This is a genomic window from Bacillus sonorensis NBRC 101234 = KCTC 13918 (genome assembly GCF_001592005.1).
Taxonomy (GTDB): Bacteria; Bacillota; Bacilli; order Bacillales; family Bacillaceae; genus Bacillus; species Bacillus sonorensis.
The window spans coordinates 1-25136 of record NZ_BCVZ01000018.1 but is presented as its reverse complement, the minus strand read 5'-3'; the positions used below and the strand labels follow the sequence as shown (position 1 = coordinate 25136).

The 25136-nt window shown below is 46.0% G+C and carries 27 protein-coding genes and 2 pseudogenes; 9 read left to right on the top strand and 20 right to left on the bottom strand.

What is annotated here, in order from left to right; translation table 11 throughout:
• Positions 1-128: 128 nt before the first annotated feature.
• Positions 129-1532, bottom strand: coding sequence for an alanine/glycine:cation symporter family protein (locus BTR1S_RS16890; RefSeq protein ID WP_029418735.1), 1404 nt, complete (start codon positions 1530-1532; stop codon positions 129-131).
• Positions 1533-1694: 162 nt separating this feature from the next.
• On the opposite strand from BTR1S_RS16890, the gene adeR reads away from it, so the two are divergent.
• Positions 1695-2933 (top strand): sporulation transcriptional activator AdeR, encoded by a 1239-nt coding sequence (adeR, locus tag BTR1S_RS16885; protein WP_029418736.1) that lies wholly within the window; start codon positions 1695-1697, stop codon positions 2931-2933.
• A 112-nt stretch (positions 2934-3045) separates the two neighbouring features.
• A complete protein-coding gene (gene ald / locus BTR1S_RS16880; protein ID WP_006638920.1) occupies positions 3046-4185 on the top strand; it encodes an alanine dehydrogenase in 1140 nt (379 codons plus the stop codon).
• Positions 4186-4295: 110 nt separating this feature from the next.
• Here ald and BTR1S_RS16875 read toward each other — a convergent pair whose 3' ends face one another.
• Positions 4296-4892 carry a sulfite oxidase-like oxidoreductase gene (locus tag BTR1S_RS16875; RefSeq protein WP_006638921.1) on the bottom strand — a complete coding sequence of 199 codons (597 nt, stop codon included), beginning with the start codon at positions 4890-4892 and terminating at the stop codon, positions 4296-4298.
• Between the two features lie 99 nt (positions 4893-4991).
• On the opposite strand from BTR1S_RS16875, the gene BTR1S_RS16870 reads away from it, so the two are divergent.
• Complete coding sequence (locus BTR1S_RS16870; RefSeq protein WP_029418737.1) at positions 4992-5588, top strand: biotin transporter BioY; 597 nt, start codon at positions 4992-4994, stop codon at positions 5586-5588.
• A 69-nt stretch (positions 5589-5657) separates the two neighbouring features.
• Here BTR1S_RS16870 and BTR1S_RS16865 read toward each other — a convergent pair whose 3' ends face one another.
• Together BTR1S_RS16865 and BTR1S_RS16860 are read right to left on the bottom strand one after the other, a co-directional pair.
• Positions 5658-6986: a Na+/H+ antiporter family protein gene (locus tag BTR1S_RS16865; RefSeq protein ID WP_029418738.1), complete on the bottom strand. Its 1329-nt coding sequence runs from the start codon at positions 6984-6986 to the stop codon at positions 5658-5660.
• Between the two features lie 162 nt (positions 6987-7148).
• A complete protein-coding gene (locus BTR1S_RS16860) occupies positions 7149-8639 on the bottom strand; it encodes a leucyl aminopeptidase (protein WP_006638924.1) in 1491 nt (496 codons plus the stop codon).
• A gap of 164 nt (positions 8640-8803) precedes the next feature.
• Here BTR1S_RS16860 and BTR1S_RS16855 point away from each other — a divergent pair, with 164 nt between their 5' ends.
• Complete coding sequence (locus tag BTR1S_RS16855; RefSeq protein ID WP_006638925.1) at positions 8804-9280, top strand: divergent PAP2 family protein; 477 nt, start codon at positions 8804-8806, stop codon at positions 9278-9280.
• 46 nt (positions 9281-9326) lie between these two features.
• Here the strand turns inward: BTR1S_RS16855 and spsC are convergent, their stop codons facing one another.
• From spsC to BTR1S_RS16840, 4 genes are all read right to left on the bottom strand, one after another.
• Complete coding sequence (gene spsC, locus BTR1S_RS16850) at positions 9327-9989, bottom strand: stationary phase survival protein SpsC (protein WP_029418739.1); 663 nt, start codon at positions 9987-9989, stop codon at positions 9327-9329.
• Positions 9990-10129: 140 nt separating this feature from the next.
• Complete coding sequence (locus tag BTR1S_RS16845) at positions 10130-10450, bottom strand: YuiB family protein (protein WP_006638927.1); 321 nt, start codon at positions 10448-10450, stop codon at positions 10130-10132.
• A gap of 74 nt (positions 10451-10524) precedes the next feature.
• Complete coding sequence (locus BTR1S_RS22885) at positions 10525-10656, bottom strand: YuiA family protein (RefSeq protein ID WP_006638928.1); 132 nt, start codon at positions 10654-10656, stop codon at positions 10525-10527.
• Positions 10657-10844: 188 nt separating this feature from the next.
• The gene (locus tag BTR1S_RS16840) at positions 10845-12062 is read right to left on the bottom strand and encodes an NAD(P)/FAD-dependent oxidoreductase (protein WP_162148091.1); all 1218 of its coding nucleotides are present in this window, start codon (positions 12060-12062) and stop codon (positions 10845-10847) included.
• Positions 12063-12423: 361 nt separating this feature from the next.
• Here BTR1S_RS16840 and yumC point away from each other — a divergent pair, with 361 nt between their 5' ends.
• Entirely contained in the window at positions 12424-13422 is a 999-nt protein-coding gene (yumC, locus tag BTR1S_RS16835) for a ferredoxin--NADP reductase 2 (RefSeq protein WP_006638930.1), read from the top strand.
• A 31-nt stretch (positions 13423-13453) separates the two neighbouring features.
• Here the strand turns inward: yumC and BTR1S_RS16830 are convergent, their stop codons facing one another.
• The gene (locus tag BTR1S_RS16830; protein ID WP_006638931.1) at positions 13454-13657 is read right to left on the bottom strand and encodes a hypothetical protein; all 204 of its coding nucleotides are present in this window, start codon (positions 13655-13657) and stop codon (positions 13454-13456) included.
• Between the two features lie 142 nt (positions 13658-13799).
• Between BTR1S_RS16830 and BTR1S_RS16825 the strand changes: the two genes are divergently transcribed.
• On the top strand, positions 13800-14024 hold the full coding sequence (locus tag BTR1S_RS16825; RefSeq protein WP_006638932.1) for a cold-shock protein: 225 nt from the start codon (positions 13800-13802) through the stop codon (positions 14022-14024).
• 168 nt (positions 14025-14192) lie between these two features.
• Here the strand turns inward: BTR1S_RS16825 and BTR1S_RS16820 are convergent, their stop codons facing one another.
• The 4 genes from BTR1S_RS16820 to BTR1S_RS16805 form a co-directional block, all read right to left on the bottom strand.
• The gene (locus tag BTR1S_RS16820; protein WP_006638933.1) at positions 14193-14558 is read right to left on the bottom strand and encodes a HesB/IscA family protein; all 366 of its coding nucleotides are present in this window, start codon (positions 14556-14558) and stop codon (positions 14193-14195) included.
• A 76-nt stretch (positions 14559-14634) separates the two neighbouring features.
• Complete coding sequence (gene dapF, locus BTR1S_RS16815; protein ID WP_006638934.1) at positions 14635-15489, bottom strand: diaminopimelate epimerase; 855 nt, start codon at positions 15487-15489, stop codon at positions 14635-14637.
• Positions 15490-15610: 121 nt separating this feature from the next.
• Positions 15611-16828 carry a NupC/NupG family nucleoside CNT transporter gene (locus BTR1S_RS16810; RefSeq protein ID WP_029418740.1) on the bottom strand — a complete coding sequence of 406 codons (1218 nt, stop codon included), beginning with the start codon at positions 16826-16828 and terminating at the stop codon, positions 15611-15613.
• 148 nt (positions 16829-16976) lie between these two features.
• Entirely contained in the window at positions 16977-17213 is a 237-nt protein-coding gene (locus tag BTR1S_RS16805; protein ID WP_006638936.1) for a YuzB family protein, read from the bottom strand.
• 275 nt (positions 17214-17488) lie between these two features.
• Here BTR1S_RS16805 and BTR1S_RS16800 point away from each other — a divergent pair, with 275 nt between their 5' ends.
• Entirely contained in the window at positions 17489-18556 is a 1068-nt protein-coding gene (locus BTR1S_RS16800; protein WP_029418741.1) for an NAD(P)/FAD-dependent oxidoreductase, read from the top strand.
• A gap of 111 nt (positions 18557-18667) precedes the next feature.
• Here the strand turns inward: BTR1S_RS16800 and BTR1S_RS16795 are convergent, their stop codons facing one another.
• From BTR1S_RS16795 to BTR1S_RS16785, 3 genes are all read right to left on the bottom strand, one after another.
• On the bottom strand, positions 18668-19261 hold the full coding sequence (locus tag BTR1S_RS16795) for a dienelactone hydrolase family protein (RefSeq protein WP_006638938.1): 594 nt from the start codon (positions 19259-19261) through the stop codon (positions 18668-18670).
• A gap of 263 nt (positions 19262-19524) precedes the next feature.
• Positions 19525-19749, bottom strand: coding sequence for a hypothetical protein (locus BTR1S_RS16790; RefSeq protein WP_006638939.1), 225 nt, complete (start codon positions 19747-19749; stop codon positions 19525-19527).
• Positions 19746-20852, bottom strand: a complete 1107-nt coding sequence (locus BTR1S_RS16785; RefSeq protein ID WP_029418742.1) for a response regulator aspartate phosphatase — start codon at positions 20850-20852, stop codon at positions 19746-19748. Before BTR1S_RS16785 ends, BTR1S_RS16790 begins: the two co-directional genes overlap by 4 nt.
• A gap of 248 nt (positions 20853-21100) precedes the next feature.
• Between BTR1S_RS16785 and padC the strand changes: the two genes are divergently transcribed.
• On the top strand, positions 21101-21601 hold the full coding sequence (gene padC / locus BTR1S_RS16780; protein WP_029418743.1) for a phenolic acid decarboxylase: 501 nt from the start codon (positions 21101-21103) through the stop codon (positions 21599-21601).
• 38 nt (positions 21602-21639) lie between these two features.
• On the opposite strand, the gene BTR1S_RS16775 is transcribed toward padC, so the two are convergent.
• Positions 21640-21906 (bottom strand): hypothetical protein, encoded by a 267-nt coding sequence (locus BTR1S_RS16775; RefSeq protein WP_006638941.1) that lies wholly within the window; start codon positions 21904-21906, stop codon positions 21640-21642.
• A 99-nt stretch (positions 21907-22005) separates the two neighbouring features.
• Positions 22006-22335 carry a YuzD family protein gene (locus BTR1S_RS16770; protein WP_029418744.1) on the bottom strand — a complete coding sequence of 110 codons (330 nt, stop codon included), beginning with the start codon at positions 22333-22335 and terminating at the stop codon, positions 22006-22008.
• Positions 22336-22504: 169 nt separating this feature from the next.
• Between BTR1S_RS16770 and BTR1S_RS16765 the strand changes: the two are divergent.
• Positions 22505-22767 (top strand): annotated as a pseudogene (locus tag BTR1S_RS16765) (NifU family protein).
• A 41-nt stretch (positions 22768-22808) separates the two neighbouring features.
• Here BTR1S_RS16765 and BTR1S_RS16760 read toward each other — a convergent pair.
• A complete protein-coding gene (locus tag BTR1S_RS16760; RefSeq protein ID WP_029418745.1) occupies positions 22809-24779 on the bottom strand; it encodes a S9 family peptidase in 1971 nt (656 codons plus the stop codon).
• A 113-nt stretch (positions 24780-24892) separates the two neighbouring features.
• Positions 24893-25136 (bottom strand): annotated as a pseudogene (locus BTR1S_RS16755) (homoserine kinase); the annotation flags it as partial.

Sequence of the window (25136 nt, the reverse complement as noted above, 5' to 3'; positions counted from 1 at the left end):
TAGACTATTCAGGAAGACGCGGTTTGAACCCGAACAGACCATAGTAAAAAGGGTGGATCACATAATAATGAAGGAATTTGGATAGCAAAACAGCCCGCCCCCGTCTTGAGGCAGGCTGTTTTTGCCGATCAGCCGGCTTTTAGCTCAGCATCCTTTTCCTTGTTGTAATGGTGTAAAAAGAAATCGTCGGTTTCTGCGCGGATGACTTTCCATAGCAGAATAAGAGCCACAAGGTTCGGGATCATCATGATAGCGTTCGCCATATCCGCGAAAGCCCAGACGGTGTCCAGGCTTGCCACGGCTCCGTAGTATGCCGCAAACACATACACGATCCGGTAAATCGGCACCCATTTTAAACCGACCAAATATTCCAGACATTTTTCTCCATAAACATACCAGCCGACAATTGTCGAGTAGCCGAAAAAGATGACTGAAAATGTGACGATGTATTTGCCGGCCGCTCCTAATGAAGAAGCAAACGCCGCGTTTGTCAGTGCGCCTGCATCAAGGGACGCATCATGTGCAACGCCTGAGATCAATCCGCCTGAAGGATCCCAAAAGCCCGTAATAATCAGCACAAGCCCGGTCATTGTACAAACGATCAACGTGACAATGAACGTTCCCGTCATCGCAACCAGGGCCGATTTAACGGGATGGTCGGATTTCGCGTTTCCTGCAATCAAAGCCGCTGTTCCGAGACCCGCTTCATTCGAAAAGATCCCTTTTGACATTCCGTTTCTGATCGCTTCTGAAACAACCACACCCGAAAAGCCGCCCGCTACTGAAACAGGGTTGAAAGCATGGTGGAAAATCAGCTGAAACGCCGGGATGATTTGATCATAGTGCATAAAAATAATGATCAGCGAGCCGCCGATATAAAGGATCGCCATAATCGGCACAAAGATGCTCGCAACAGCACTGACACGCTGAAATCCGCCGAAAATAATCGCCGCCGTTAATACGGCGAGAATAAGGCCGATCACCCAGCCGGGAATTGCAAAGCTTTGAGTAACGACTTCAGAAATCGTATTGGATTGGACCGAGTCTCCGATTCCAAATGAAGCGAGCACACCTGAAAGCGCGAATAAGACGGCAAGCGGCTTCCATTTCTTCCCCAGTCCTTTTTCTACATAATACATCGGTCCCCCGGAGTATTCCCCGCGTTCATTTTTGACCCGGTATTTCACCGCCAGCAGCGCTTCACTGTATTTGGTGGCCATGCCTAAAAGGCCGACGAGCCACATCCAAAACAAAGCGCCCGGTCCCCCGACTGTAATCGCCGTTGCCACGCCGGCGATATTGCCGTTTCCGATCGTTCCGGCAAGGGTCGTCATCAAAGCTTTAAAGTTGCTGACATCCCCTTCTGCCCCGGACGATTCTTTTTCTTTCCCAAAAGCGAGTTTAAATGCATATATTAATCTTTTAAATTGCAGCCCCCGCAGCACCATCGTCAGAAAAATTCCGGTGCCGACAAGCAGGACAATTCCAGGTACTCCCCACAAAATTCCGTTGATTTTCTCTAAAATAAACACTCTTTCCTTCTCCTCTTAATTGCATGTCGTCTCATCATTTATGAAAATTAATAAATGAACTCCAACTTTTTTGTTGATTTTCACAAACAACTATAACCATAATAAAAGTAAGATGGGTATATGTCAAAAAATTTTTTTGCAAACATAAAGTAGGGGTTTTTTATGAACAATCGAATGAATCCTTTTAAATACAACTATGACCGTCTGGAAGATGTCGCAGATCATATCAGCGAAGTGCTGAACTGTCCTATTACAATCGAAGATGTCAATCACCGGCTCCTCGCCTACAGCACACACAGCGACTATACCGATCCGGCGAGAACCTCGACGATTATCGGCCGCCGCGTTCCTGAAAAAGTAATCAACAAGCTCTGGAAAGACGGGACCATCCCCGCTCTGTTGAAAACGGACGAGCCGATCAGAGTAGAACAAATCGATGAAGTCGGACTGAGCAGCCGCGTGGCGATTTCAATCTGGAAAAACAGCGAAGTCATCGGATTTATTTGGGCGCTGGAAAGCCATAAAACACTCTCTGACGAAGAGCTGCATCTATTGAAGCTTGCAGCTGAATCCGTAAAAAATAAGCTTTTGCCTTATCAGGTCCGCAAAAGAAAAAACGAACAGCGCAGCCAGGAGTTTTTCTGGAAGCTGCTCACCGGGCACATATCAGAGGAACAGGAAATCGCAGACGGCTTTCACCAGCTCGGCATCAGGGTCCCATCTTCTTATTCCGTTTTGATCGTCCGCCTGAAAAGCGAAATTGAGGAGAAAACCGAAAAACAGCTCAATTATTTATTGGAAACGACACAGCAGGTGCAAATTCTTCTGACAACGCTCGACTACAATGAGCTGATCATCCTCGCTTCTCCGAAAACAGGGGAAAACGGACAGCCCTTCAACGATTTAAAACAATTTGCCGTCAATATCCAAAAACAGCTTGAAGAACGCTATAAGCTGCATGATTGTACCTTGTCGATCGGCGGAATATATGAATCGATCACGCGCGTTCATCAGTCATACCAGGAAGCGCTCTCGGTTTTAAAGGTGAAAGAGCGGTTTGCTGCAGAAACGAAGCACCTTGTCAGTTTTTCTGAGCTTGGCATTTACCAATATCTTGACGTGCTTGCCGAAAAACGAAAGCATGACAGCTATCCCAACTATTCTTTGACACGGCTTGAGGCGTACGACAAGGTACACCATTCCAACCTAGTCGAAACCCTTGAACAATTCATCGAATGCGACAGCAATGTAAACACCGCCGCCAAAAAGCTGAACATTCATGTCAATACATTAAACTACAGGCTCAAGCGGATTAGTAAAATCGCAGAAATCGATTTGAAAAACATTAACGAGAAATTCTCGATTTATCTTGAAATCAAGCTGCAAAACATGCATTTGTGAAATTCCACAAATGCATGTTTTTTTATTTTTCTAATCAAACAAAGAAAATTCAAAAAAATCAATATAAACTAAAGTAACAGAAGTTTTCCTAAAAAAGGAGGAGCGATTCGCGATGATAATCGGGGTTCCAAAAGAAATTAAAAACAATGAAAACAGGGTGGCTTTGACGCCTGGTGCAGCTTCACAGCTGATCGCCGCAGGGCACCGCGTCATCATAGAAGCAAATGCCGGTGCTGGAAGCGGTTTTGACAACGAAGATTATGTATCTGTGGGAGCCGAAATCGCCGAACAGGCGAAAGCCGTCTGGAATGCAGCCGAGATGGTGATGAAAGTAAAAGAGCCCCTTCCGGAAGAATATCCGTATTTCAGAGAAGGCTTGATCTTGTTCACTTATCTGCATCTGGCAGCAGAGCCTTCCCTGGCTGAAGCGCTGAAACAAAAAGGCGTGACTGCCATCGCTTATGAAACGGTGAGCGACGGGCGCTCTCTTCCTTTGCTGACGCCGATGTCGGAAGTAGCCGGACGGATGGCTGCGCAAATCGGCGCGCAGTTCCTTGAAAAGCCAAAAGGAGGAAAAGGAATCTTATTAGCCGGGGTTCCCGGTGTGGCGCGGGGAAAAGTGATCATTATCGGCGGCGGCGTTGTCGGCACAAACGCCGCCAAGGTTGCAGTCGGTCTTGGGGCGGACGTGACCATGATTGACCTGAATGCAGACCGGCTGCGCCAGCTTGACGATCAGTTCGGCCATCAAATTCAAACGCTCATGTCCAATCCGGTCAATATCGCCGACGCTGTGGCTGAAGCAGATCTTCTCATATGTGCAGTGCTGATCCCGGGCGCCAAAGCTCCGACTTTGGTGACGGAGGAGATGGTGAAGCAGATGAAGCCGGGCTCCGTGATCGTCGATGTCGCCATCGACCAGGGCGGCATTGTGGAAACGGTCGATCATATTACGACCCATGACAACCCGACCTACGAAAAACACGGAATCGTCCATTACGCCGTCGCCAACATGCCGGGGGCCGTGCCGAGAACATCTACCGTGGCGTTGACGAATGTTACTGTGCCATACGCTCTTGAAATCGCTAACAAAGGCGCAGTGAAAGCGATCCTCGAAAACGCCGCCTTAAAAGCCGGAGTCAATGTCGCAAACGGACACATCACATATGAAGCGGTGGCAAAAGATTTACAGTATGATTACGTGCCGGTGGAACTGGCGATTGAAAACTCGTCATCCGCCACTGAAGCTTAATAGATGAAAGCAGGGGCTCGCAGCGGGCTCCTGCTTTTTTGGTTGAATCAATATTTGACTCATACGCATATCGGTATTCATTTCACCTATGTAGCGGCTCCGCTAATAGACTAATCAAAGCTGTACCTTTCTTCCTTCCACGGATCTCCCCTCATATGGTAGCCGTTTTTCTCCCAAAATCCTGGATGGTTTTCCTTTGTAAATTGGATACCTCTCAGCCATTTAGCGCTTTTCCAGAAATAGAGATGCGGCATGACGGCTCTGAGCGGGAAGCCGTGCTCAGGAGTGAGCGGAACGCCGTTATACGAATGGGCCAGCAAAGAGGATTCCCTCAAAAAGTCATCAAGGGGAACATTTGTCGTCCAGCCCTCCTCTGCATGAAGGATGACAAATCTTGCTTCCTCAAGCGGCTTGACCCTTTTGGCTATCTCTTTTGTTTTGACGCCTTTCCAGACGGTATCAAGCTTTGACCAGCCTGTCACACAATGTATATCATGGGACACTTCGCTTTGCGGCAGCTTTTTCAGCTCGTCAAAGGTCAACAGAAGCGGAGATTCGACCAGACCGTAAATTTGCAGATTCCATTTTGATAAATCTTGATAATCCGGCACACTCCCGGCATGCAGCACCGGAAATGATGTCGTGACATTTTGGTTGGGTGGCACTCTGTCAGTCAGGCTGTGCCGTTTTATTTTTCCAAAATACATATGGCTCCCTCCCTTTTGTTAACTTATATAAAAACAAGGTTGACAAACTATTCAATCGTCTTTTACGATAATGATGTGACATTCATAGGAGGAACAAACATGAAAAAACAAAAGCTTCGCGCCAGTGACATGGCGCTTGTAGGAATGTTCGCCGCCCTGATGGGGATCGGCGCCAATATGACTTCGTTTGCCCCTTTTCTGCAAATCGGCGGCATCCCGCTTACCATGCAGCCCTTTTTCTGCCTGCTCTCAGGTCTGCTGCTCGGGCGCAGACTAGGAGCGCTTGCAATGATTGTTTATGCGCTCGTCGGCTTTATGGGAGCCCCTGTTTTCGCACACTTTTCCGGCGGAATTTCCGCTCTTTTCAAAGGCAGCGGCGGGTTTATTTTGTCCTATATCCCTGCGGCATATGCCGCGGGCTGGGTGACCGACAGAAAAGCTGATCCGCAAACAAAGCATTTTTTTGCGGCTTCTGTCATCGGTACGGCCGTCATCTATTTCATCGGTGTCAACTATATGTATCTCGCTTTTAAATATTGGCTCAACACGCCGGTAACGTATACGGCGGCATGGAAATCGATGGTCTGGTTTTTTATCAAAGACTTTGCATTTTCCATTCTGCTGGCCGCGCTTGCTTCAAAAGTGTACCGCGCTGTTCAAAAGGCGGCAGGCTTTAATAGAAATCCTTCATTCTAAAAAAACAGAACCGCTTTCAGGTTCTGTTTTTCATTTTAACAAAAAAATTCCCCTTCAGAGGGGAATTTTTTAAAGAACCATCGCTGCGATCCAGCCGAACAGGATGAGCGGAATATTATAATAGATGAATGTCGGAACGCAAGTGTCCCAAATGTGGTGGTGCTGTCCGTCCGCGTTCAAACCTGATGTCGGGCCAAGCGTACTGTCACTGGCCGGAGAACCCGCATCACCCAATGCGGCAGCCGTTCCGATAATGGCGATCGTCGCCATCGGGCTGAAGCCGAGCTGCAGGCAAAGCGGAACAAAAATAGTCGTGATAATCGGAATCGTCGCAAACGATGACCCGATCCCCATCGTAATCAGCAGACCGACAACCAGCATCAGCAATGCCCCAATCACCTGGTTATGGCTGATCATTCCGGTTGATGCTTCCACGAGCGCCTTCACATCTCCGGTTTTTTCAAGCACGCTGGCAAACCCCGCAGCCGCCAGCATCACAAACCCGATAAACGCCATCATGTTCATCCCGTTTGTGATCAGTTCGTCCGCTTCGCCTTTTTTCATCGCACCGCTTACGAATAGCACCGCTAAACCGCTGAGAGCGCCGAATATCATGCCGTCAACGTCTAGGCTCTGTGATAAATAAAGCTGCACAGACAATGAAACGGCAATGGCCAGCACCGCGATGGTGAGGCTTTTTTTCGTATAAGACACAGGCTTTTGACCGGCGATTTCCTTCATGTCATATGTGCGGGGTTTACGGTATACAAAAACGGCAAGCAGCAGACCGACAATCATACCCGCAACCGGAATCACCATCGCAACCGGAATATCCGCAAGCGTAACAGAAAGCCCCGCATCTTTCATGTTGTCTTTTAAAATCCCCTGAAAAATCTGTCCAAATCCAACCGGGAGCAAAATATAGGGAGCTGTTAAACCGAAGGTCATCACACATGCGATCAACCTGCGGTCAACTTGCAGCTCGTTTAAAATTTTCAATAAAGGCGGAATCAAAACCGGTATAAATGCGATATGGACGGGAACGACGTTTTGCGACATACATGAAACGATTAAAATCACGAAGACGATCAATACTTTTGAAAGTGTTTTTCGCCGCGCATCCCCTTCTTTGCCGATCAGCCTTACAGCGGCCTCAACCATCGCATCCGGGAGACCCGTTTTTGTCAAGGCAACCGCAAATGCCCCGAGAAGCGCGTAGCTGACCGCTACTGTCGCATTGCCTCCGAGTCCTTCGGTAAAAACGCTGACTGTCTGGCCAAGTCCTAGTCCGCCCGTCAGACCGCCGGCGAGGGCGCCCACCATCAGGGCAATGACGACATTGACCCGCAGCAGGCTTAATATAAGCATAATGATAACCGCAATCACAACTGCATTCATAATGAAACCTCCGAACAAACACTTTAGTTTGCTAATGTAGTAGATAATTAAAGTAATGAACGTATATTATCACATTTTTTGTGATTGCGTCAATGAAGCTTTAACAATATGAAAAATTTGCCCGTAAAAAATCCTCTTCATTAAATGAAGAGGATCATCATTTTACATATTGCCCGCAAACCGCTCCACAAACGTGACAAGGGTTCTCACCATGACGCCTGTTCCGCCTTTTGGTCCAAAGCAAGTGCTTTTATTTGTCGTTGCAGTACCGGCTATATCAAGATGCACCCAAGGCGTCTGCTCTGCGAATTCTCCGAGAAACGTGCCGGCCATGATGGCGTGCCCTTCTCTTCCAGGTGAGTTATTCAAATCGGCCATCTGGCTGTTTTTCACTCTCTTTTTGTCTTTTTCCGTAATCGGAAGCTGCCAGATCGCTTCCCCCGCTTCTTCAGCCGCCTGTCTGAGCTCCTCATAAAGCGGCTCATGATTTGTCATGGCGCCTGTCGTTTCCGTGCCAAGGGCCACGATGATTCCTCCCGTTAGCGTCGCTACATCGATCAGCATGGAGGCTCCATGATGTTTTGCGTAGGTCAAGCCGTCGGCAAGAGCAAGTCTTCCTTCTGCATCCGTATTTAAAATTTCAATCGTTTTGCCGCTGAGCGACACAATGACATCGTCCGGCTTCATGGCGGTCGCTGAAATCATGTTGTCTGTGGACGGGATCACGGCAAGAACATTTTGTTCCGGACGCAGCTCGCCAATCGCTTCCATCGCACCTAACACGCTGGCGGCTCCGCCCATATCTGATTTCATGCCGACAATGCCGTCTTTCGTTTTTAAGGAATAGCCTCCGGTATCAAACGTGATTCCTTTGCCGACCAAACCGATGACATCGTCCCATGTTTCTTTCCCCTGATATTTCAACACGATCATTTTCGGCGGCTCGCTTGATCCTTGGTTGACCGCCAGCAGTCCGCCCATGCCGAGCTCTTCCATTTCCTCTTTTTCAAGAATTTCGCATTCGAATTCGTATTTGGCGGCAAGCTCGGCGGCATAAGAAGCGAGATCTGTGGCGGTCAGCATGTTGCCCGGCATGTTCACAAGCGTTCTCGCCGAATTTGTCGCATGTCCGTACACTTGGCCGACATGGAGGCTCGCCTGGACTTCCTTCAGATCATGGTCTGTCAGGACATAAACGTTTTCCAGAGGACGTTCCGGTTCATTTGATTTATGTTTGTAATCCTGCACTTCATAGCTGGAGAGCATGGCGGATTCCGCCAAAGCATGCGCCGCATCGTTCGCGTTGACGCGATCTGAAACAAAGGTGTCGAGACAGACTGTCAACTCCTGTTTCCTGTCTTTATGAATCATCTGAATGGCTTCGGCAAAGCAATGCTTTGCATCCTCGAATGTAAATTCTGCCTCCCGCCCCAATCCGACTACATACAGCCGTTTGACTCCTGGGAGCGACGGGGTAAATATTTTAGACACTTTCGCTTTTGTGGAGGAGACGTCCCCGTCTTTTAACAGCTGTGTCAGCTGGCCGTTCAACTGGCGGTCGATTTCTTCCGCTTTTCCATTCAATTGGCTTTTTTTAAACAATCCGATCATCAGCGTTTCGTTTTTTTCAAAATCATGAAAGGCGTAAAACATTTGTTCACAGCTCCTTCTCGGCAAAGTGAGTAAAAATGAAACAACAATGTTATAATAGGAAAAACATTTTTCCTCTTTAAAATCCATACCTTTATTTTAGCAAATAAACGTATGTTTTTCTGAATTCATCTTTTATTTTCCTTATAGAAAGGATGTTCTGGGAAATGGAAATCCTCAACAACTTTCCTTTACTGGCTGGCTTCGCCGCAATCTTTTTCGCCCAGTTTATCAAAGTGCCCATTTTTTTCATTGTCTCAAGAAAGTGGGACTGGCGGCTGGTGACAAGCACGGGAGGAATGCCAAGTTCGCATTCGGCGGCCGTCACGGCGCTTTCGACAGGAGTAGCGCTTGATCAGGGGATAGATTCATCTTTGTTTGCCGTCTCTTCAATCTTTGCAGTCATCACGATGTTTGATGCGACAGGAGTCAGGAGGCATGCCGGCGAACAGGCCACCGTTCTCAACCGGCTTGTCAGAGACTTTAACCGCTTCGTCAATGAAGCGAAGGATTTCCCAAAGAGCCATCAGGAAGAAAAGCAAAAGAAATTAAAAGAACTGTTGGGACACCAGCCGATCGAAGTCTTTTTCGGAGGGCTGACGGGAATCGTCCTGACGCTGCTTTTGCACTATATCTTTATGTAGCATTAAAAAAACGTTTAAGCCTGTCCGGTCTTAAACGTTTTTTTGGTTATTCTTTTGCCATTTTGTATTTTTGCCTGAATACCTGCATCGATTTGTTTTCATTCAGCTTTAAGAGATCCTCTTCCGTTACGGAACCGTCTCCTTTTTTAATGACGTATACATCAAGGGTTTTCTTTCCCCATTCATTATAGACGTCTTCAACCGTTTCATAATAGAGGTCAAGACGGTTTCCTTTAATGGCTGATCCTGTATCCGCCACTACGCCATAGCCGTAGTCCGGAATGAACAAAATCGTACCGATGGGAAAAACGGACGGATCGGCTGCAACGGTCGAATACAAATCCCTTTTTACTTTGACACCGGAATATGTAAGCCCGTATTCGGGATGGTGCGGATGTTTTCCCGTAGATTCGACTCCGGCCGTGTACCCGGTCGCAGTCACTTTTTGTTTCGGATATTTGCTCCAGTCAAAAGCGTCTTCAAGCTTTTTCGGTTTGTTTTTAATTTCTTTGGCGGCCGACAGTGATGTCTTTTCCGCTTTTTCTTTCGGAAGTGATTTAAAGGTCAGATGCAATTGTTTGAACGACAACTCCCGTTCCTTTGCCCAGCTTGATATATCCTCAGCCTCCACTCCGGAAACCGCAAAGAAAGTCGTCATAAGAGCCAGGACAAATAAAGCCGACATCAAGAAACGCCTGAATATTGCCATCGCTTTTTTCAATTCTTTCCACTCCTCTCACCATCTAGTTGTTTCCAACAAGGAAAAGAAATATTCAGATGGCGAGAAAGTTTTAAGAAAAGTAAGAAAATTAACCGTGTAAAAAGCCCTCTTCAGGAAAAGAAGAAGGCTTAAAACATTTGATATCCTCTTTTTCGCAATGCTTTGATCGCGATTCCGGATAGCAGGGCCCCGGCCATCCCGCTTGCTAAAATCATGATGTCCGCCGCCGCCAAAGAAGCCACACGGGCAAAGAGTCCGGAAAACGCCTCTCCAGGAGCTTCTACATAGCGTATCAGCTTTTCTTTATTCACAATGAAAAGGCATACAATCGGGTATATGACGGCCATAATCCATGACATCCTGAGCAGCATGTTCAGCAAGAAACCAATTCCGAAAAACAGCACAAAAAACAAGACAACTGAAATAATGACGACTGGTAAACTAATCAAAGCCTTCCACCCCCATGTAACCTCTTTTAGTTTACATTGGAGCAGGAAGACGAGTCAATCATTGGAAAGCCGAATCAGCGGTCTTTTCCTGTTCCACGGCAATTGCTGCACGTTTCAGAGCCGCCGAGCAGAAGCTGAAAGTAGCCCTTTCCGGAACAAAATGTACATGATGAATCAGAATGATGAGGCGAAGAAGAAGTTTTCATCATAAACACACCTTTTTCTCAATTTTCTGATAATAATATCATGAAGATTGTCAATGTTAAAGTCAGAAAATATAACGGATTATTTCATGTAAGCGCTTAAAATATCGGTATTCTTTCTTTTTCTTTTGTTTTTGAAGTTTTAAACGGTACATAAAAAAGCCTGCAATAAATTTGCAGGCTTCTGAGCGTTAGAAAAACTTGAATTTTCCTTTTTTCAGTACGAGCCCCGGTCCGCCGATCAAGAAGAGCGAGCGGTTGTCGATGATTTTTTTCATCATGGAGGCCGTTGTTCCTGTCATTTTTTTGCCGAATGCCACACCGATCGCGTCATGTTCGCCAAGCGATGCGACAGAGCCTTTATTATCGAAAGTAAACGTTTCCGTTTCTTTGCCGTGTATCAAAGCGGCGATGTTTTTGGCGCATGTCTCGCCCTGCTGCATTGAAATTTGGGCGGTCGGCGGATAAGGGCGGTCTGTCTCTTCATTAATGACGAGCGAGCAGTCTCCGATCACGAAAATGTTGTCATGGCCCTCGACCCTGAGATCCGGTTTTACCTTGACACGGCCGCGCATGTTTTCAAATCCGGATTCTTCAATGACCGGATTTCCGCGGACACCCGCTGCCCACACCACTGTTCCGGCCTTGATTTCTTCAGTTTGATCGTCTTTCCCGACAATGATGCCGTCAGGCGTACATTCTTTTACAGCGGTGCCGATCTTAAATTGAACCCCTTTGCCTTCCAGATAATTGACCGCATAATCGACAAGCTCCGGATCAAATCCCGGAAGGACGGACGGCGCCGCTTCAACGCAGATCAAGTTGACCTTCTCACGGTCAATATCATATTCTCTGCACAATTCGGGAATGCGGTTGCCCAATTCGCCCAAAAATTCAATACCGGTAAAACCCGCCCCTCCGACTACGATCGTCAGGCGCTCAGGACGCTTTTCGGCTTCCGTGTTGTATGTTGCAAACTGGTATTCAATATGTTCGCGAAGCTGGCGTGACGTATTGATATTGGAAATCGGAAAGGCATGCTCCTTCAAACCGGAAATCCCAAAAGTCTCGGGAACGGCTCCCAGAGCAACAACAAGGTAATCGTATGAAAGCTCGCCGGTCTCCAGGACGACTTTGTTTTCTTCTTTATTGATTTTCTTAACCGTATCCTGTACAAAGCGGACACGCGACTGATTGATGACGTCTTTGATCTGATAGCGGCATCTGTCATGATGAAGCGTTCCTGCGCTCGCCTCATGCATCCAGGTCGTTTCATAATGATAGTTGTGTTTATTGACAAGCGTGATATCTGCTTCATTGACACCGATTTTTTTGCCGAGTCTTGTAACAGTCATTAATCCTCCATAACCTGCACCTAACACTACTACTTTTGGCTTATTCAACGGAATCACATCCACCTTTTCTATATTTTACTGCCAAGCCGGATTAAAAATAGCCTTTGGGTTATTTTCAACCTGAGGCCGGCTTTTTATGAAAAAAAGTTTGTGAAATCCTTCACTTTAAAACATCAAAAAGCCGCTTTTTTCCGCATTCGATCGACACAAAAGATTCATAAAGAGTTACTGTTTTGTTCACAACTACATCATAGCGATTCATATTTGTTTTTTCAAGATTCAATATGCTTCATGTGCATTTTGAACACGGCCATGATGGTAAGATTTTCTCACCAAAAAAAACCGGCACGCTCGTATTTATTTTATGTGATATGATATAATTAAGAACAATTTTCACTTAGGGGGCATTATTTTCATGCGTGAAGACTCAAAAGTATATGACATTACCATCATCGGAGGCGGCCCTGTCGGCTTGTTTACCGCGTTTTACGGCGGGATGCGGCAAGCCAGCGTTAAAATCATTGAAAGTCTGCCGCAGCTTGGCGGCCAGCTGTCCGCTCTATATCCGGAGAAATACATATATGACGTGGCCGGCTTCCCTAAAATCCGCGCCCAGGAACTCGTTGACAATCTAAAGGAGCAAATGGATAAATTCGATCAGACTGTTTGCCTTGAACAAGCCGTCGAAAGCGTCGAAAAACAGGCGGACGGCATATTTAAACTCGTCACAAACAAAGAAGTGCATTATTCAAAAACGGTCATCATTACGGCCGGAAACGGCGCTTTCCAGCCGAGAAAGCTTGAGCTTGAATCAGCAGCTCAATTTGAAAACGCGAACCTGCACTACTTTATCGATGATTTGAACAAATTCGCGGGCAAACGCGTCGCGGTATTGGGAGGCGGAGACTCTGCCGTTGACTGGGCGCTTATGCTTGAGCCGATTGCAAAAGAGGTGTCGATCATTCACCGCCGCGACAAATTCCGTGCTCATGAACACAGCGTTGAAAACCTTCATAACTCTAAAGTCAACGTGTTGACCCCGTTTGTTCCGACTGAGCTGATCGGCGAAACAAAGATTGAGCAGCTCGTTATTGAGGAAGTCAAAGGGGAAAGAAAAGAAATCCTGGATGTGGATGATGTTATTGTCAACTTTGGATTCGTTTCATCTCTCGGCCCGATCAAAAACTGGGGGCTCGACATCGAGAAAAACTCCATCAAGGTCAAATCCACGATGGAAACAAACATCCCGGGCTTCTATGCCGCAGGCGACATCTGCACATATGAAGGAAAAGTCAAGCTGATTGCCAGCGGATTTGGAGAAGCTCCAACCGCCGTCAACAACGCAAAAGCCTATATGGACCCTAAAGCGCGCGTTCAGCCGCTTCATTCAACAAGCATGTTTGAGAATAAATAAAAAAAGGAGCCTTACAACCGGCTCCTTTTTATTAGATCAGTTTTATATACGAAAAGATCGTTCCTAAAATCAGGACAATCGTCAATACACCAACAATGCCCGCAGTAGTCAGAATGATGCGGTCTTTGATTTTATCAGCTTTCGGCAGAGGCTCCTTGCAGCCGCACGCTTCACATACTGTTGAACGGTATGGGATCAGCTGGCCGCAGTGTCTGCAGTTTATTTTTTCTTCCAATATTGCACCTCTTTTCATAGGGGGCTTTTGTTCCAAAATGGAACTTGTCCAGTATAGAATAACAAAAGAGCGAATAGAATGTCTTAAGATTCACAAAATATTCTTATATGCACCAAAAAAATCCTCGTTAGGAAGTGACGCTATGTCTTACTACAACAATCGAAACCAGGAACCTCTTCCAAAAGAAGATGTCAGCACGTGGGAATGTACGGCAGAAGAATGCAACGGATGGATGAGAAAAAACTTTACAAGCAGTGACCGCCCTTTATGTCCGCTTTGCAATCAGGAAATGGTGAGCGGCAGCCGCTTTTTAACTTCAATTACCAACAATACAAGCAACCTTCACCGCATCTTTAACCAAAAATAAACACCCCGGCCGTTCTCCATTCGCAGATGTCCTGCTCAAGCCTCCTGAGCGGGACGGTTATTTCCGCTTGTTCCCGGCCCGCATTCAGAAAAACACGCCCTTCTTCATGATGAATGATCTCCATCATCGAAAGGCGTGTTTTTGTTATTTATCTCTCGGGAAAAGGCGTTAACACTCTTCAGGCTTGCCGGCGTTCGCCGCCGTCCGGAATGATGAGCCGCAGCCGCACGATGCGATGGCGTTCGGGTTGTCGATCGTAAAGCCTCCGCCCATCATCGACTGTTTGAAATCAATGACCGTTCCGTTCATGATATCCAGGCTTTCCTGATCAATCAGGAACGTGATGCCATGCTGGACGAATTCATTGTCATTCTCGTTTTTTTCGTGTTCAAATCCCATTCCATATGAAAGACCGCTGCAGCCGCCGCCTTTAACACCGATTCTCAAAAAAGCATTTTCCTCTTCATGCTCCTTCATCATATCTTTAATATGAAGGGCAGCCGCTTCAGTAAGCGTAACGGTTTTATCGCTCATGAAAAAGCACCTCCTCTGGCTGTCATGTGCATCTCTATTATAAATGCCAATCCTTTATTTCTCAAACAGCCTGTTTTCAAACGTAAAATACGCCTTCACATACTGTTTCGGCCGGTCCTGTCATCATGACACGGCCGTCGTCTTTCCAGTTGATGATGAGATCGCCTCCGGCAAGATGAACGGTGATGTCCGTTTCCTTTTTGGCAGATCCGTTTAATACCGAAGCGACCGCTGCCGCACAAGCGCCTGTTCCGCAAGCCTGGGTGATGCCTGAGCCCCTCTCCCATACACGGAAATGAAGTTCCTTCTCGTTCTCCACTTCAACAAACTCCACATTGACGCCTTCCGGAAATCTTTTGTCTTTTTCGATAAGGGGTCCCAGCGTTTCAAGCGGGGCTTCTTCAATACGATCTACATAAAAGACAATGTGCGGATTTCCCATCGAAACGGCGGTTCCTTTCATTTCCCGGCCGCTGAAATCCATCGGTTCATTGATCGTTTCAGAATCCTGATCGCCAAGCATCGGCAGATCGGATTTGAGCAGGCGCGGCTCCCCCATATCGACCGTAGCCGAAACCACTTTTCCGTCCTTGACTTCGACTTCAGCCGTCACAAGGCCTGACAGCGTTTCAATTAAAAATGTTTTTTCTTTTACAAGTTTATGTTCGTAAGCATATTTTGCGACACAGCGCAAACCGTTTCCACAATTCTTCCCTTCGGAGCCGTCGCTGTTGAAAATCCGCATTTTTACGGGCGCCTGATCAGAAGGACAAATCAAAATCATCCCGTCGGAGCCGATTCCCGTATAAACCGAGGAAACCTTGACGGCAAGATCTGATAGCATTTCCTCAGGCAGATTTTCTTCAAATTGATTGACATATATATAACTGTTTCCTAAACCGTGCATTTTAGTAAATCGAAAAACATTCATAGCGGCCTCCAACAATTTTTTTATTTCTTTTAGTATAAAAGCTGAAAGGATGGGACACAATATGATTATCCCCCGTTTTTCATACATAAAAGCTCCCTGCAAATCGTGCAGGGAGCTTTTATCATGCGATAAACATGCCGGCGATCGCCGCGCTTAACAGGTTGGCCAATGTTCCGGCGGCAACGGCTTTTAGTCCGAGGCGCGCGATGTCCTGACGGCGGCTCGGCGCCATTCCGCCCAGTCCTCCAAGCAAAATCGCAACAGAAGACAAATTTGCAAAACCGCAAAGTGCGAAGCTGATAACTGAAACGGTTTTAGCGGACAAATGATCCATCATCGGCGCAAAGTTGGAATAAGCGACAAATTCGTTTAAAACGAGCTTTTGTCCGATAAAGCTTCCGGCCTGAACGGCCTCATGCCAAGGAACCCCAATGACAAAGGCGAGCGGAGCAAAAACATATCCGAGAATGAATTCGAGAGACAGCCCTTTAAATCCAAACCAGCTGCCGATTCCTCCGAGAATCCCGTTCAGCACGGCAATCAAAGCAACAAATGCAAGCAGCATCGCACCGACGTTTAAAGCAAGCTTCAAACCTGTTGACGCTCCTTTTGCCGCGGCGTCGATGACATTTGCGGCATCCTCGTTATCAGCCATTTGAATATCTTTTGACGTTGTTTTTGCTGTTTCAGTTTCCGGAATCAGCATTTTTGCCATAATCAATCCGGCAGGTGCAGCCATAAAGCTTGCCGCCAGCAAGTATTCAAGCGGAACCCCCAGAAGGGCGTAGCCAAAGAGAACAGAACCGGCAACTGATGCCAATCCGCCCGTCATGACGGCAAACAGCTCAGACTTTGTCAATCCCGCGATAAACGGCTTAATGACAAGCGGAGCCTCTGTTTGGCCGACAAAAATATTCGCGGCCGCAGAAAGAGATTCAGTTTTGCTTGTTCCAAGAAGTTTCGATAATCCGCCGCCGATCACACGAATAATCACCTGCATGATTCTTAAGTGGTAAAGGACGGCAATCAGTGATGAAAAGAAGATGATAACGGGTAAAACGCTTAAAGCAAAGGCCGGGCTGTCCCCCACCTTTAAAAGAGGTCCGAAGATAAAGCTGATCCCTTCATTTGCGAAATTCACAAGATGCTGAACCGATTTCGTAAACGACAGGAAGGCCTCTCGACCCATTTCCCATTTGAGCACGATAAATCCGAACAAAAGCTGGATCGCCAGACCGATTAAAATCGTCCTGATATTTATTTTGGTTTTATGTTCTGACAGTAAGAACGCTATCGCGAAAACGACGATAATACCAAGAAGTCCCCATAATATGTTCAATGACCACACCTCTGAAAGAATTTTTAAACTTTTATTAAGATAACAATTAATCATTTGCCTGTCCACAAAAATTTTTACGGATCATCCGCATATATGTAAACCCTTTCAAAAAATGCTTATAAAAAACGGAATCATCTTATGATCCCGCCTACATGATGTCATTTTCTTCAATGAATGTATATATATTTTCGACCAATTCAGCCGGATTATTCCCTGAAACCATCTCTCCGTTGACAAGGGCGAACAGCGTCTGCATGCATTGACCGCAGTAGCTTAAACAGCCGTACTCGACAACGTCTAAATTCGGATCTTTTTCCAAAATTTCTTTTGCCGCTTGAGAACCTTGGGCAAGATTGCTGACACAAAATTCAACGATTGGAAACACTGTTTATTCACCTCACATCGTTTTTTTATCGTACCCTAATGTCCTTTCATTAGTCAAAATATACGATCTGAGCAATCCACCTTTTGTAACATATTAATTACCCAAAAAAGTTTTACTAATTCTGTTTTTACGGCGTAAGTGTAGGCTATTTTTTAAGAAATATTGTGATTTTGCATCAAATTAGATATAATTCTAGAGGGTATTTACATAGTTTTTTATTTTTGCAGTGTAAAAAGATAACTTTTTTGAATCTGAGGGGAAAAGGGGAATTAGCAATGAGAAATTTAGTCTTGCTTGGCGGCGGTTACGGAAATATGCGTGTCATTCACCGTCTATTGCCGAATCAGCTGCCTGATGATGTGATGATCACTTTAATTGACAGAAACCCTTACCATTGTTTGAAAACGGAGTATTATGCTCTTGCTGCCGGAACGATTTCTGATCATCATATCAGAGTGTCCTTCCCGGATCACCCTAAGTTAACGATTGAATACGGCAACATATCGGCTGTTGATTTGAAACAGAAAAAGGTGCTGTTTCACGACAGAGAGCCGATTTCCTATGATGATGCAGTGATCGGGCTTGGCTGCGAGGATAAATATCACAATGTTCCCGGAGCGCCTGACTATACCTACAGCATTCAGACGATCGACGAGTCACGCCGTACTTACCAGGCGCTCAACAATTTGAATGCCGAAGCGACCGTCGCGATCGTCGGGGCAGGACTCAGCGGCGTCGAGCTTGCTAGCGAATTAAGGGAAAGCAGAAAGGATTTAAACATCATTCTCTTTGACCGCGGCGAACTGATTTTGTCCAGCTTCCCTAAGCGGCTCAGCAAATATGTTCAAAGCTGGTTTGAAGAGCATGGCGTAAACATTATTAACTGCGCCAACATTACAAAAGTGGAGGAAGGCGCCGTCTACAACCATGATGATCCGGTTCGTGCCGATGCGATTGTCTGGACCGCCGGAATTCAGCCGAATCATGTCGTCCGTGATCTTGACGTGGAAAAAGATCCGCAAGGCCGCGTCGTCCTGACGCCGCACCACAATTTGCCGGGAGATGAACACGTTTATGTCGTCGGAGATTGCGCAAGCCTTCCTCACGCACCAAGCGCACAGCTTGCCGAAGCACAGGCGGAACAAATCGTTCAGGTTCTCGAGTCCCGCTGGAAAGGCGAGCCTCTTCCGGAAACAATGCCAAAATTCAAGCTGAAAGGCGTCCTCGGTTCACTCGGCAAGAAAGCAGGATTCGGACTCGTCGCAGAACGCCCGCTGATCGGCAGGGTTCCGCGCTTATTAAAATCAGGGCTGCTGTGGATGTATAAGCATCATAATGGATAGGGTTTCGCCATCATTATATTATTCCTTTCATAAACTCAGGAAAGCTCATCTGTCTTGATGAGCTTTCCTGAGTTTTGCAGTTTTCAATTCCCTTTATCCGCTTCATTAAAATTACAACCTCTTTAAAAAGCCCATCATTTTCTCAAATGCTATTCGCGATGACCTGCTGTTGTATGCCGCAGAGTAGGGATCGTTAAACCCGTGCGCACCCGGCAGTTTGTCCGCTTTGATGTTCTTTCTGTTTAAAGCTGATATCAATTCATTAATGTGAAAGGATCGTTCTTCTTCCGCAAAGAAAAGCATGACTGGACATGCAGGCGATGTCTCCAAGTAATCTCTAATACGGGAACCGTAGTATCCGACAATTCCATCAACATGGTCATCTTCACTGCACAGCCAGGCAATAGTCGCTCCCACACTGAATCCAGCTATTATGACCTTTTGGTATTGATCTTTCAAATTCATTGCCAGCGTTTTTATTTTGTGAGAAGCATCGATAAAACCGACCTTCTCAATAAAATGATGATAGGCGGCTTTCTCGTCCGAATAATCGAAGGGTTCTTCCCTATGCAATAAATTCGGACAGACGACAGCAAAACCGGCCGCAGAAAGCGATTGACAAACATCTTGGATATGCTTGTTAATACCGTATATTTCATGAAGTACGATGACGGCTGCAGAGGAATTTTTCTGAATATCTATCATTGATCCGGCTCCTTATCCTGCTCAAATTCATTATGTACAGCCCCTCAGCAATATGCTGTAGCGGAGGTGGACTGCCCCGATGTGATAACATCCATGGCATCCGCGACAGTTCGTGCCTGCTTCCTCAATAGAAAAGAAACAAACGCGGCCAAAGGCTGCCAGTTTATCGATTTGAAAGAGGCGCCGATCTTGGCGCCTCTTTCAAATCGATGGCCGTGAGCGGACAAAACCGCCCGCGGCTTGTCCAATCGCGTCCGCCAGCTTCATGCTGTTACATCCGCTTTTGTGTTAGCGGCATCAGATACAAGCGATGTTCCGGTATAGCGATCAAGAAAGATCGCTCGTCCGGCAAGCTGTTTTGCGGATGAATGCTCAAGAAAAATGGCTCGCCCGGCAAACTCGGCATTCCCCTTCGGCTGGGAAGCGAAGCTTAGAGCGGCAAGGCTGGCGAAAACGGCCGCTGAAACAACGGCAAGAATCTTTTTCACTTTAACTCCTCCGTTCTTTTAAGAATTTGGTCTCTTGCATGATGAGACTCTTCAAAGTATCCAGCCGCATTGTGTACATCACCATTTTTTTTGTAATAATGAGCAATATCTAATGTTAATTCCGCTATATCTGTCCAAAGATTGATCGTTTTAAGATATTCTAAAGCATGTTCAATCATAAGCGAATCGTGTTCATCATACAGAGCATGAATAAGTTTAAATTTCGACAAATATTCCCTTTCTCCTGCTTTTTTCGCACGGGAAAATCCTTTTTCATACCAGTCGCGCGCTTCCTTAAAAAGCCCTAATTTATAGAGAACATGCGTCAATTCAAACATCGAGTGGATGCCGTATACCGATTCTTCATGCTCTTTTAACACTAGCGCTTCTTTAAAGTGCTTTTCGGCCAGTGCGAGGAGATCCCGGCTGACATAGCTCAGGCCTAAGTTGTGATGCGCCATGCCGATGAGGATGTTGTGCTGAATCTGTTCAGCGTCTTTCAAGGCTTGTTTATAATGTTTTTCCGCTTCATCAAAATGAAATAAATCGAGTTTATTCGCTGCGATAAGCATTTCGCTGCTTATCGCTTTTTGAATGTAGTCATCATGGGTTTTGAATGTTTTTAAGGCTGTTTTCGCATGGTTTAAGGAGAAGAAATTTTGTTTGATTTGATAGTAGGCGATCGCCAGTTTGTAATGGAATTCGGCATTTTCGATTTGATCGGGGATCTTTCTGAGCTTGTCCTCAGCCAATTTGTAGTAATTGATTGCATTTGTGTAATCCTTTTTGTGAAATTCATACATGCCTGCGAAAAAGAAAAAATAGTATTCAATCATGTCATCAGTGCTCTGCATATCCGCTTTCTGGTGCTGAATGTCTTTAAACAATCGGGTCGATTCGGCAAATTTTTCTGTCAGCAGTTTATGCCGATAGTCTAAAAGATTAAAATAGAGCAGCAAATCTTGATTTTCTTCCATATTCGGAAGCTGATGTTCAATATCGTATTTTATGGAGACCGCTTGGGATATTTCGTGGCGTTTGATCATGACATACCATTGATTCAGCATTTTAGCGACTTCTTCGTAGGCAATTTTCGTTTTCAATCGATCATCCTTCCTTTCATCCCTCTCTCTTTTCCTTTTTATGGGTTGTTTTTCATTTTACAGAATGGAGCATTTTTTGACAATCCATTTTTCTAAATATTAGCAAAATTTCCTAATATGACTTACATTTCTTTTTTTACGCTTAATTTTTGACAAATGTTTTGAATTGACAGCTTATAACAAGAAAATTATAATTATATATGTAAACATCAACATGTTTTAATTTACAACGAAAAGGAGCGGTTCATATGAATCAAGATGTCAAAGATTTTGTTGGAAGCCATATGATCTATACCTATGAAAACGGCTGGGAATATGAAATCTACATTAAGAATGACCATACAATCGATTACCGCATTCACAGCGGCATGGTCGCGGGCCGCTGGGTTCGCGATCAGGAGGTCGACCTTGTCAAGCTGACTGAAGGCGTTTATAAGGTGTCATGGACAGAACCGACAGGCACTGACGTTTCGCTGAACTTTATGCCAAAAGAAAAACGTATGCACGGCATTATTTTCTTTCCTAAATGGGTTCATGAACGTCCGGACATTACGGTCTGCTATCAAAATGACCATATTGATTTAATGGAAGAATCACGCGAAAAATATGAGACATATCCAAAATATGTCGTACCAGAGTTCGCGGACATCACGTTTATGGAAAATGCGGGGGCCGATAATGAAGAATTGATTTCCAAAGCGCCTTATCCCGGAATGACGGATGACATCCGCGCCGGAAAACGGGTGTAACATAAGTGCAAAGAAGCTAGGGAGGAAACTTTCTCTTTTTATTGATATAAGGACTGAACTTTTGTTAAATCGGCCAGCAGCGCTTTGATGTCTTTTTGTGATAAAGGAACAAGCATTTGGTCATAAAGGGTGACGATCTGTCCGTCTTCTTCATGCTCATGCTGCTCCAAGTATTGCTGCAAAGCCCGCAGTTGGCTTTCATTCAAACTTGTTTGCGTGTGAAACTGTTTGATTGTTTTTAAAGAAAACACGTTCATCTCGCGATCAAAATCGCCTGTTACGATTTGTCCTTCAATAAAAGACATGTCTACCACTCCTGCACTTTTTTCTTTAGTTTGTCCCTTTTTTCAACAGATCAACCATGCATAAAAAAACAGCAAGGCTTTAACATCCCTTGCTGTTTTTTATATTGCCGGCTGATATCCCTGCTTTTCCATTTCTTTATATACGTCCTTCAGCTTCGGATTGCCTTCGCCGACCACTTGATCGCCGATCAGGACCAATGGATAGAAGTATTCGTCATTTAATATTTTTTGTGAGATCTCTTGCTTTTTTTGATCATGTGCAGGCGGATGATGAATATCAATGTAGGTAATCGAAAACGGCTGGTCCGGATACTTTCTTTTGAGTGCGGCTTCAAGCCATTCGTATGTTTCTTTTGATGAAGGCAGATTCACACAGCTCGGACAAAGAACGTCGGCTCCGTAAACAAAAAGCTCGGCTGGTTTTGTCATGTCAAAACGCTCCTTTCCCTTTTCTTTTATTTTAGTCTATTTTCATCGCGTGCTCCATATTTGATATGAAAATCGTTTTTTGTCTTTAGCGGCAAATATGATATAATAGGTGGGAAAACGCTGAAACTAAACAATAGCTTTTTATTGTTCGACTGAATATAATGGTTGTATGATTTGAAAGGAGCGATATGAATGGCGACAGAAGTCGAAATGAAAGAACAGGTGCAGGAAGTGCTGGACAAACTTCGTCCGTTTTTACTCCGTGACGGCGGAGATTGTGAGCTTGTTGACGTCGAAGACGGTATCGTAAAGCTTCGTCTTCTCGGCGCATGCGGAAGCTGCCCAAGTTCCACGATCACGCTGAAAGCGGGAATCGAGCGCGCCCTTTTGGAAGAGGTTCCGGGCGTTATCGAGGTAGAGCAAGTATTTTAATCAACAAAAAGGCTGCCCGGCATCATGGCAGCCTTTTTTATTTATAAATGGCTATCAAACCATCCTGAAATATATTGCAGCCGTTTGATTCTCTGCTTCGGATGGCCGCTTCTTGATAAATCGTGTGATGCATTCGGAAACCTGACGAGCTTTACTTTCTTGCCCATTTTTTTCAATGCTGTAAACAGCTGTTCCGCCTGTTCAATCGGACATCTGTCATCCCGTTCGCCATGCAGGATTAATAATGGGGTTTCAACCCGGTCGGCATATTTCAGGGGGGAGCGATCCCACAGTTTGTCCGGATTTTCAAAGAGGTCCGCCCCGATCTGCCATTCAGTGAAAAAGTAGCCGATATCACTGACACCGTAAAAGCTGACCCAGTTGGAAATCGACCGCTGCGTCACAGCGGCTTTAAAACGATTCGTATGGCCGACGGCCCAGTTTGTCATAAAACCGCCGTAGCTTCCCCCGGTGATCCCGATCCTGTCGTGATCAATAAACTGGTAACGGTCTAAAACATGGTCGACGGCCGCCATGACGTCCTCAAAGTCTCCGCCCCCGTAGTCGCCTCTGACCCTGTTGACGAAATCCTGTCCATAGCCGTGGCTCCCTCTCGGATTCACATAGACGACCGCGCTGCCTTTAGCGGCCAGCACCTGGAATTCATGAAAGTAGGCATTGGCATACATGGCGTGCGGCCCGCCGTGAACCTCCAAAATAAGCGGATATGTCTTTCCTTTTTCAAATCGGGCGGGCTTGATCAGCCATCCGTGCACCGTTAAACCGTCAGTCGTTGCAAATTGAAGCTCTTCCGGTTCTGAGATGATGCGTTCTTCGATAAACGCTTTGTTAACATTCGTCAGCCGTACTGCCTGATCTTCGCCCAGCGCGATATCGTACAGCTCGCTCGGCCAAACAGGAAGGGTGATGGAAGCGGCGAATCCCGTCTCATCCGGGTGGAGGCTAAATCCGTTTACATGTTCTTTTTCCAGGCGGACCGGATAAGCGAGTCCTTCTGTCGATATGTAATAAATGCCGGTCGATCCCTGCTCGGTCCCGATCACATAAAAGCCTTTGCCATCCTTTGTCCAGGCCGGCTTTGGCAGCACGCCGCCGACAAGGCTGTCACCCACCACCGCATCATTTAAATGGACGTCAAGCATGTCGGTTAAACAAACAAGCTCCCCTTTCTCCACATCATACAGCCAAGCTTTATCAAGCGTCGCATTTTCAAACTCTTGTTCATGTCCTAAAAAAGCAAGGTATTTTCCGTCAGGCGAAAATGACGGCGAAGAAAACATCCCGTTTTGTCCTGTCAGACGTTTGATCTCACCGGTTGACAGCGTCATGATATAAACATCGTTTACCCGGCTGTCTTCTTTTTCGGTCAAATTCGCGCAAAAAGCAATGGTTTTTCCGCATGGTGAAAACGTGTGGCCGGCATGGTCTCTTTCGTGCTTTGTGATTTGCCTGATTTCCCCCGTATCCAGCTGAACGAGCACAAGCTGTGTATATTTTCCTCTTTTGAAACCTTGTCCGTCGGCTTTATATGTTAAAGAATCGACCTCCAACGGTTCGTAATCTTCAATTTCAGGCTTTTTTTCATCTGTGACGCTTTCGTCTTTCGTTAATTTGACAGAGCAAAGCAAATAGTTTCCGTCAGGCGACCAGACAGGCTGGTTGACATCATAAGGGATATCAGTCGCCTTTCTCGCTTCGCCTCCGGCTGTATGGATAACGTAAACTTGTGATGTCTCCTCCCGGTTGGACGTAAATGCGAGCATCCTGCCGTCAGGGGACCAGCGAGGGTGCTGATTCCTTCCATTTCCAAACGTCCATTGCGCCGACTCCTGCGCATCGGTATCAAAGACGTAAATGTGAGCGTCATAGGAATCTTGTTTTTTGTTGACTTTTGTCTGCACATAAGCCAGCTTCTTGCCGTCAGGCGAATACTGGGGATCTGTAATGGATACCAGCCGGGTAAGATCTGCTTCTGTTATGGGCTGCTTCAATGGCGATTCTCCTCCTCTTGTTCGTTTCTATATTCTATTTCGACTTTCTAAATAAAAATCCTTGTTGCCTGCAAACTAAAAAAGAGCTGTGACAGCTCTTTTTTAGACGGTTGTTATACGCTTTTCACCGGATTTCTTTCGACGATGCTGCCTGTATTCGGGACATGCAGGCAATCGACTTCACAATGCGGAAATGCTAATGTCAGCTGGGCTTTCAACTGTTCGCCTTTTCCTTTTTCAATAAAGGAGAGAATGGTCGGCCCTGCGCCGCTTAAAGCCGTACCGTACGCGCCGTTTAATTGCGCTTGATGCTCCACTTTGGCGAGTTCAGGAACGAGCGCCCTCCGGTATGGCTGG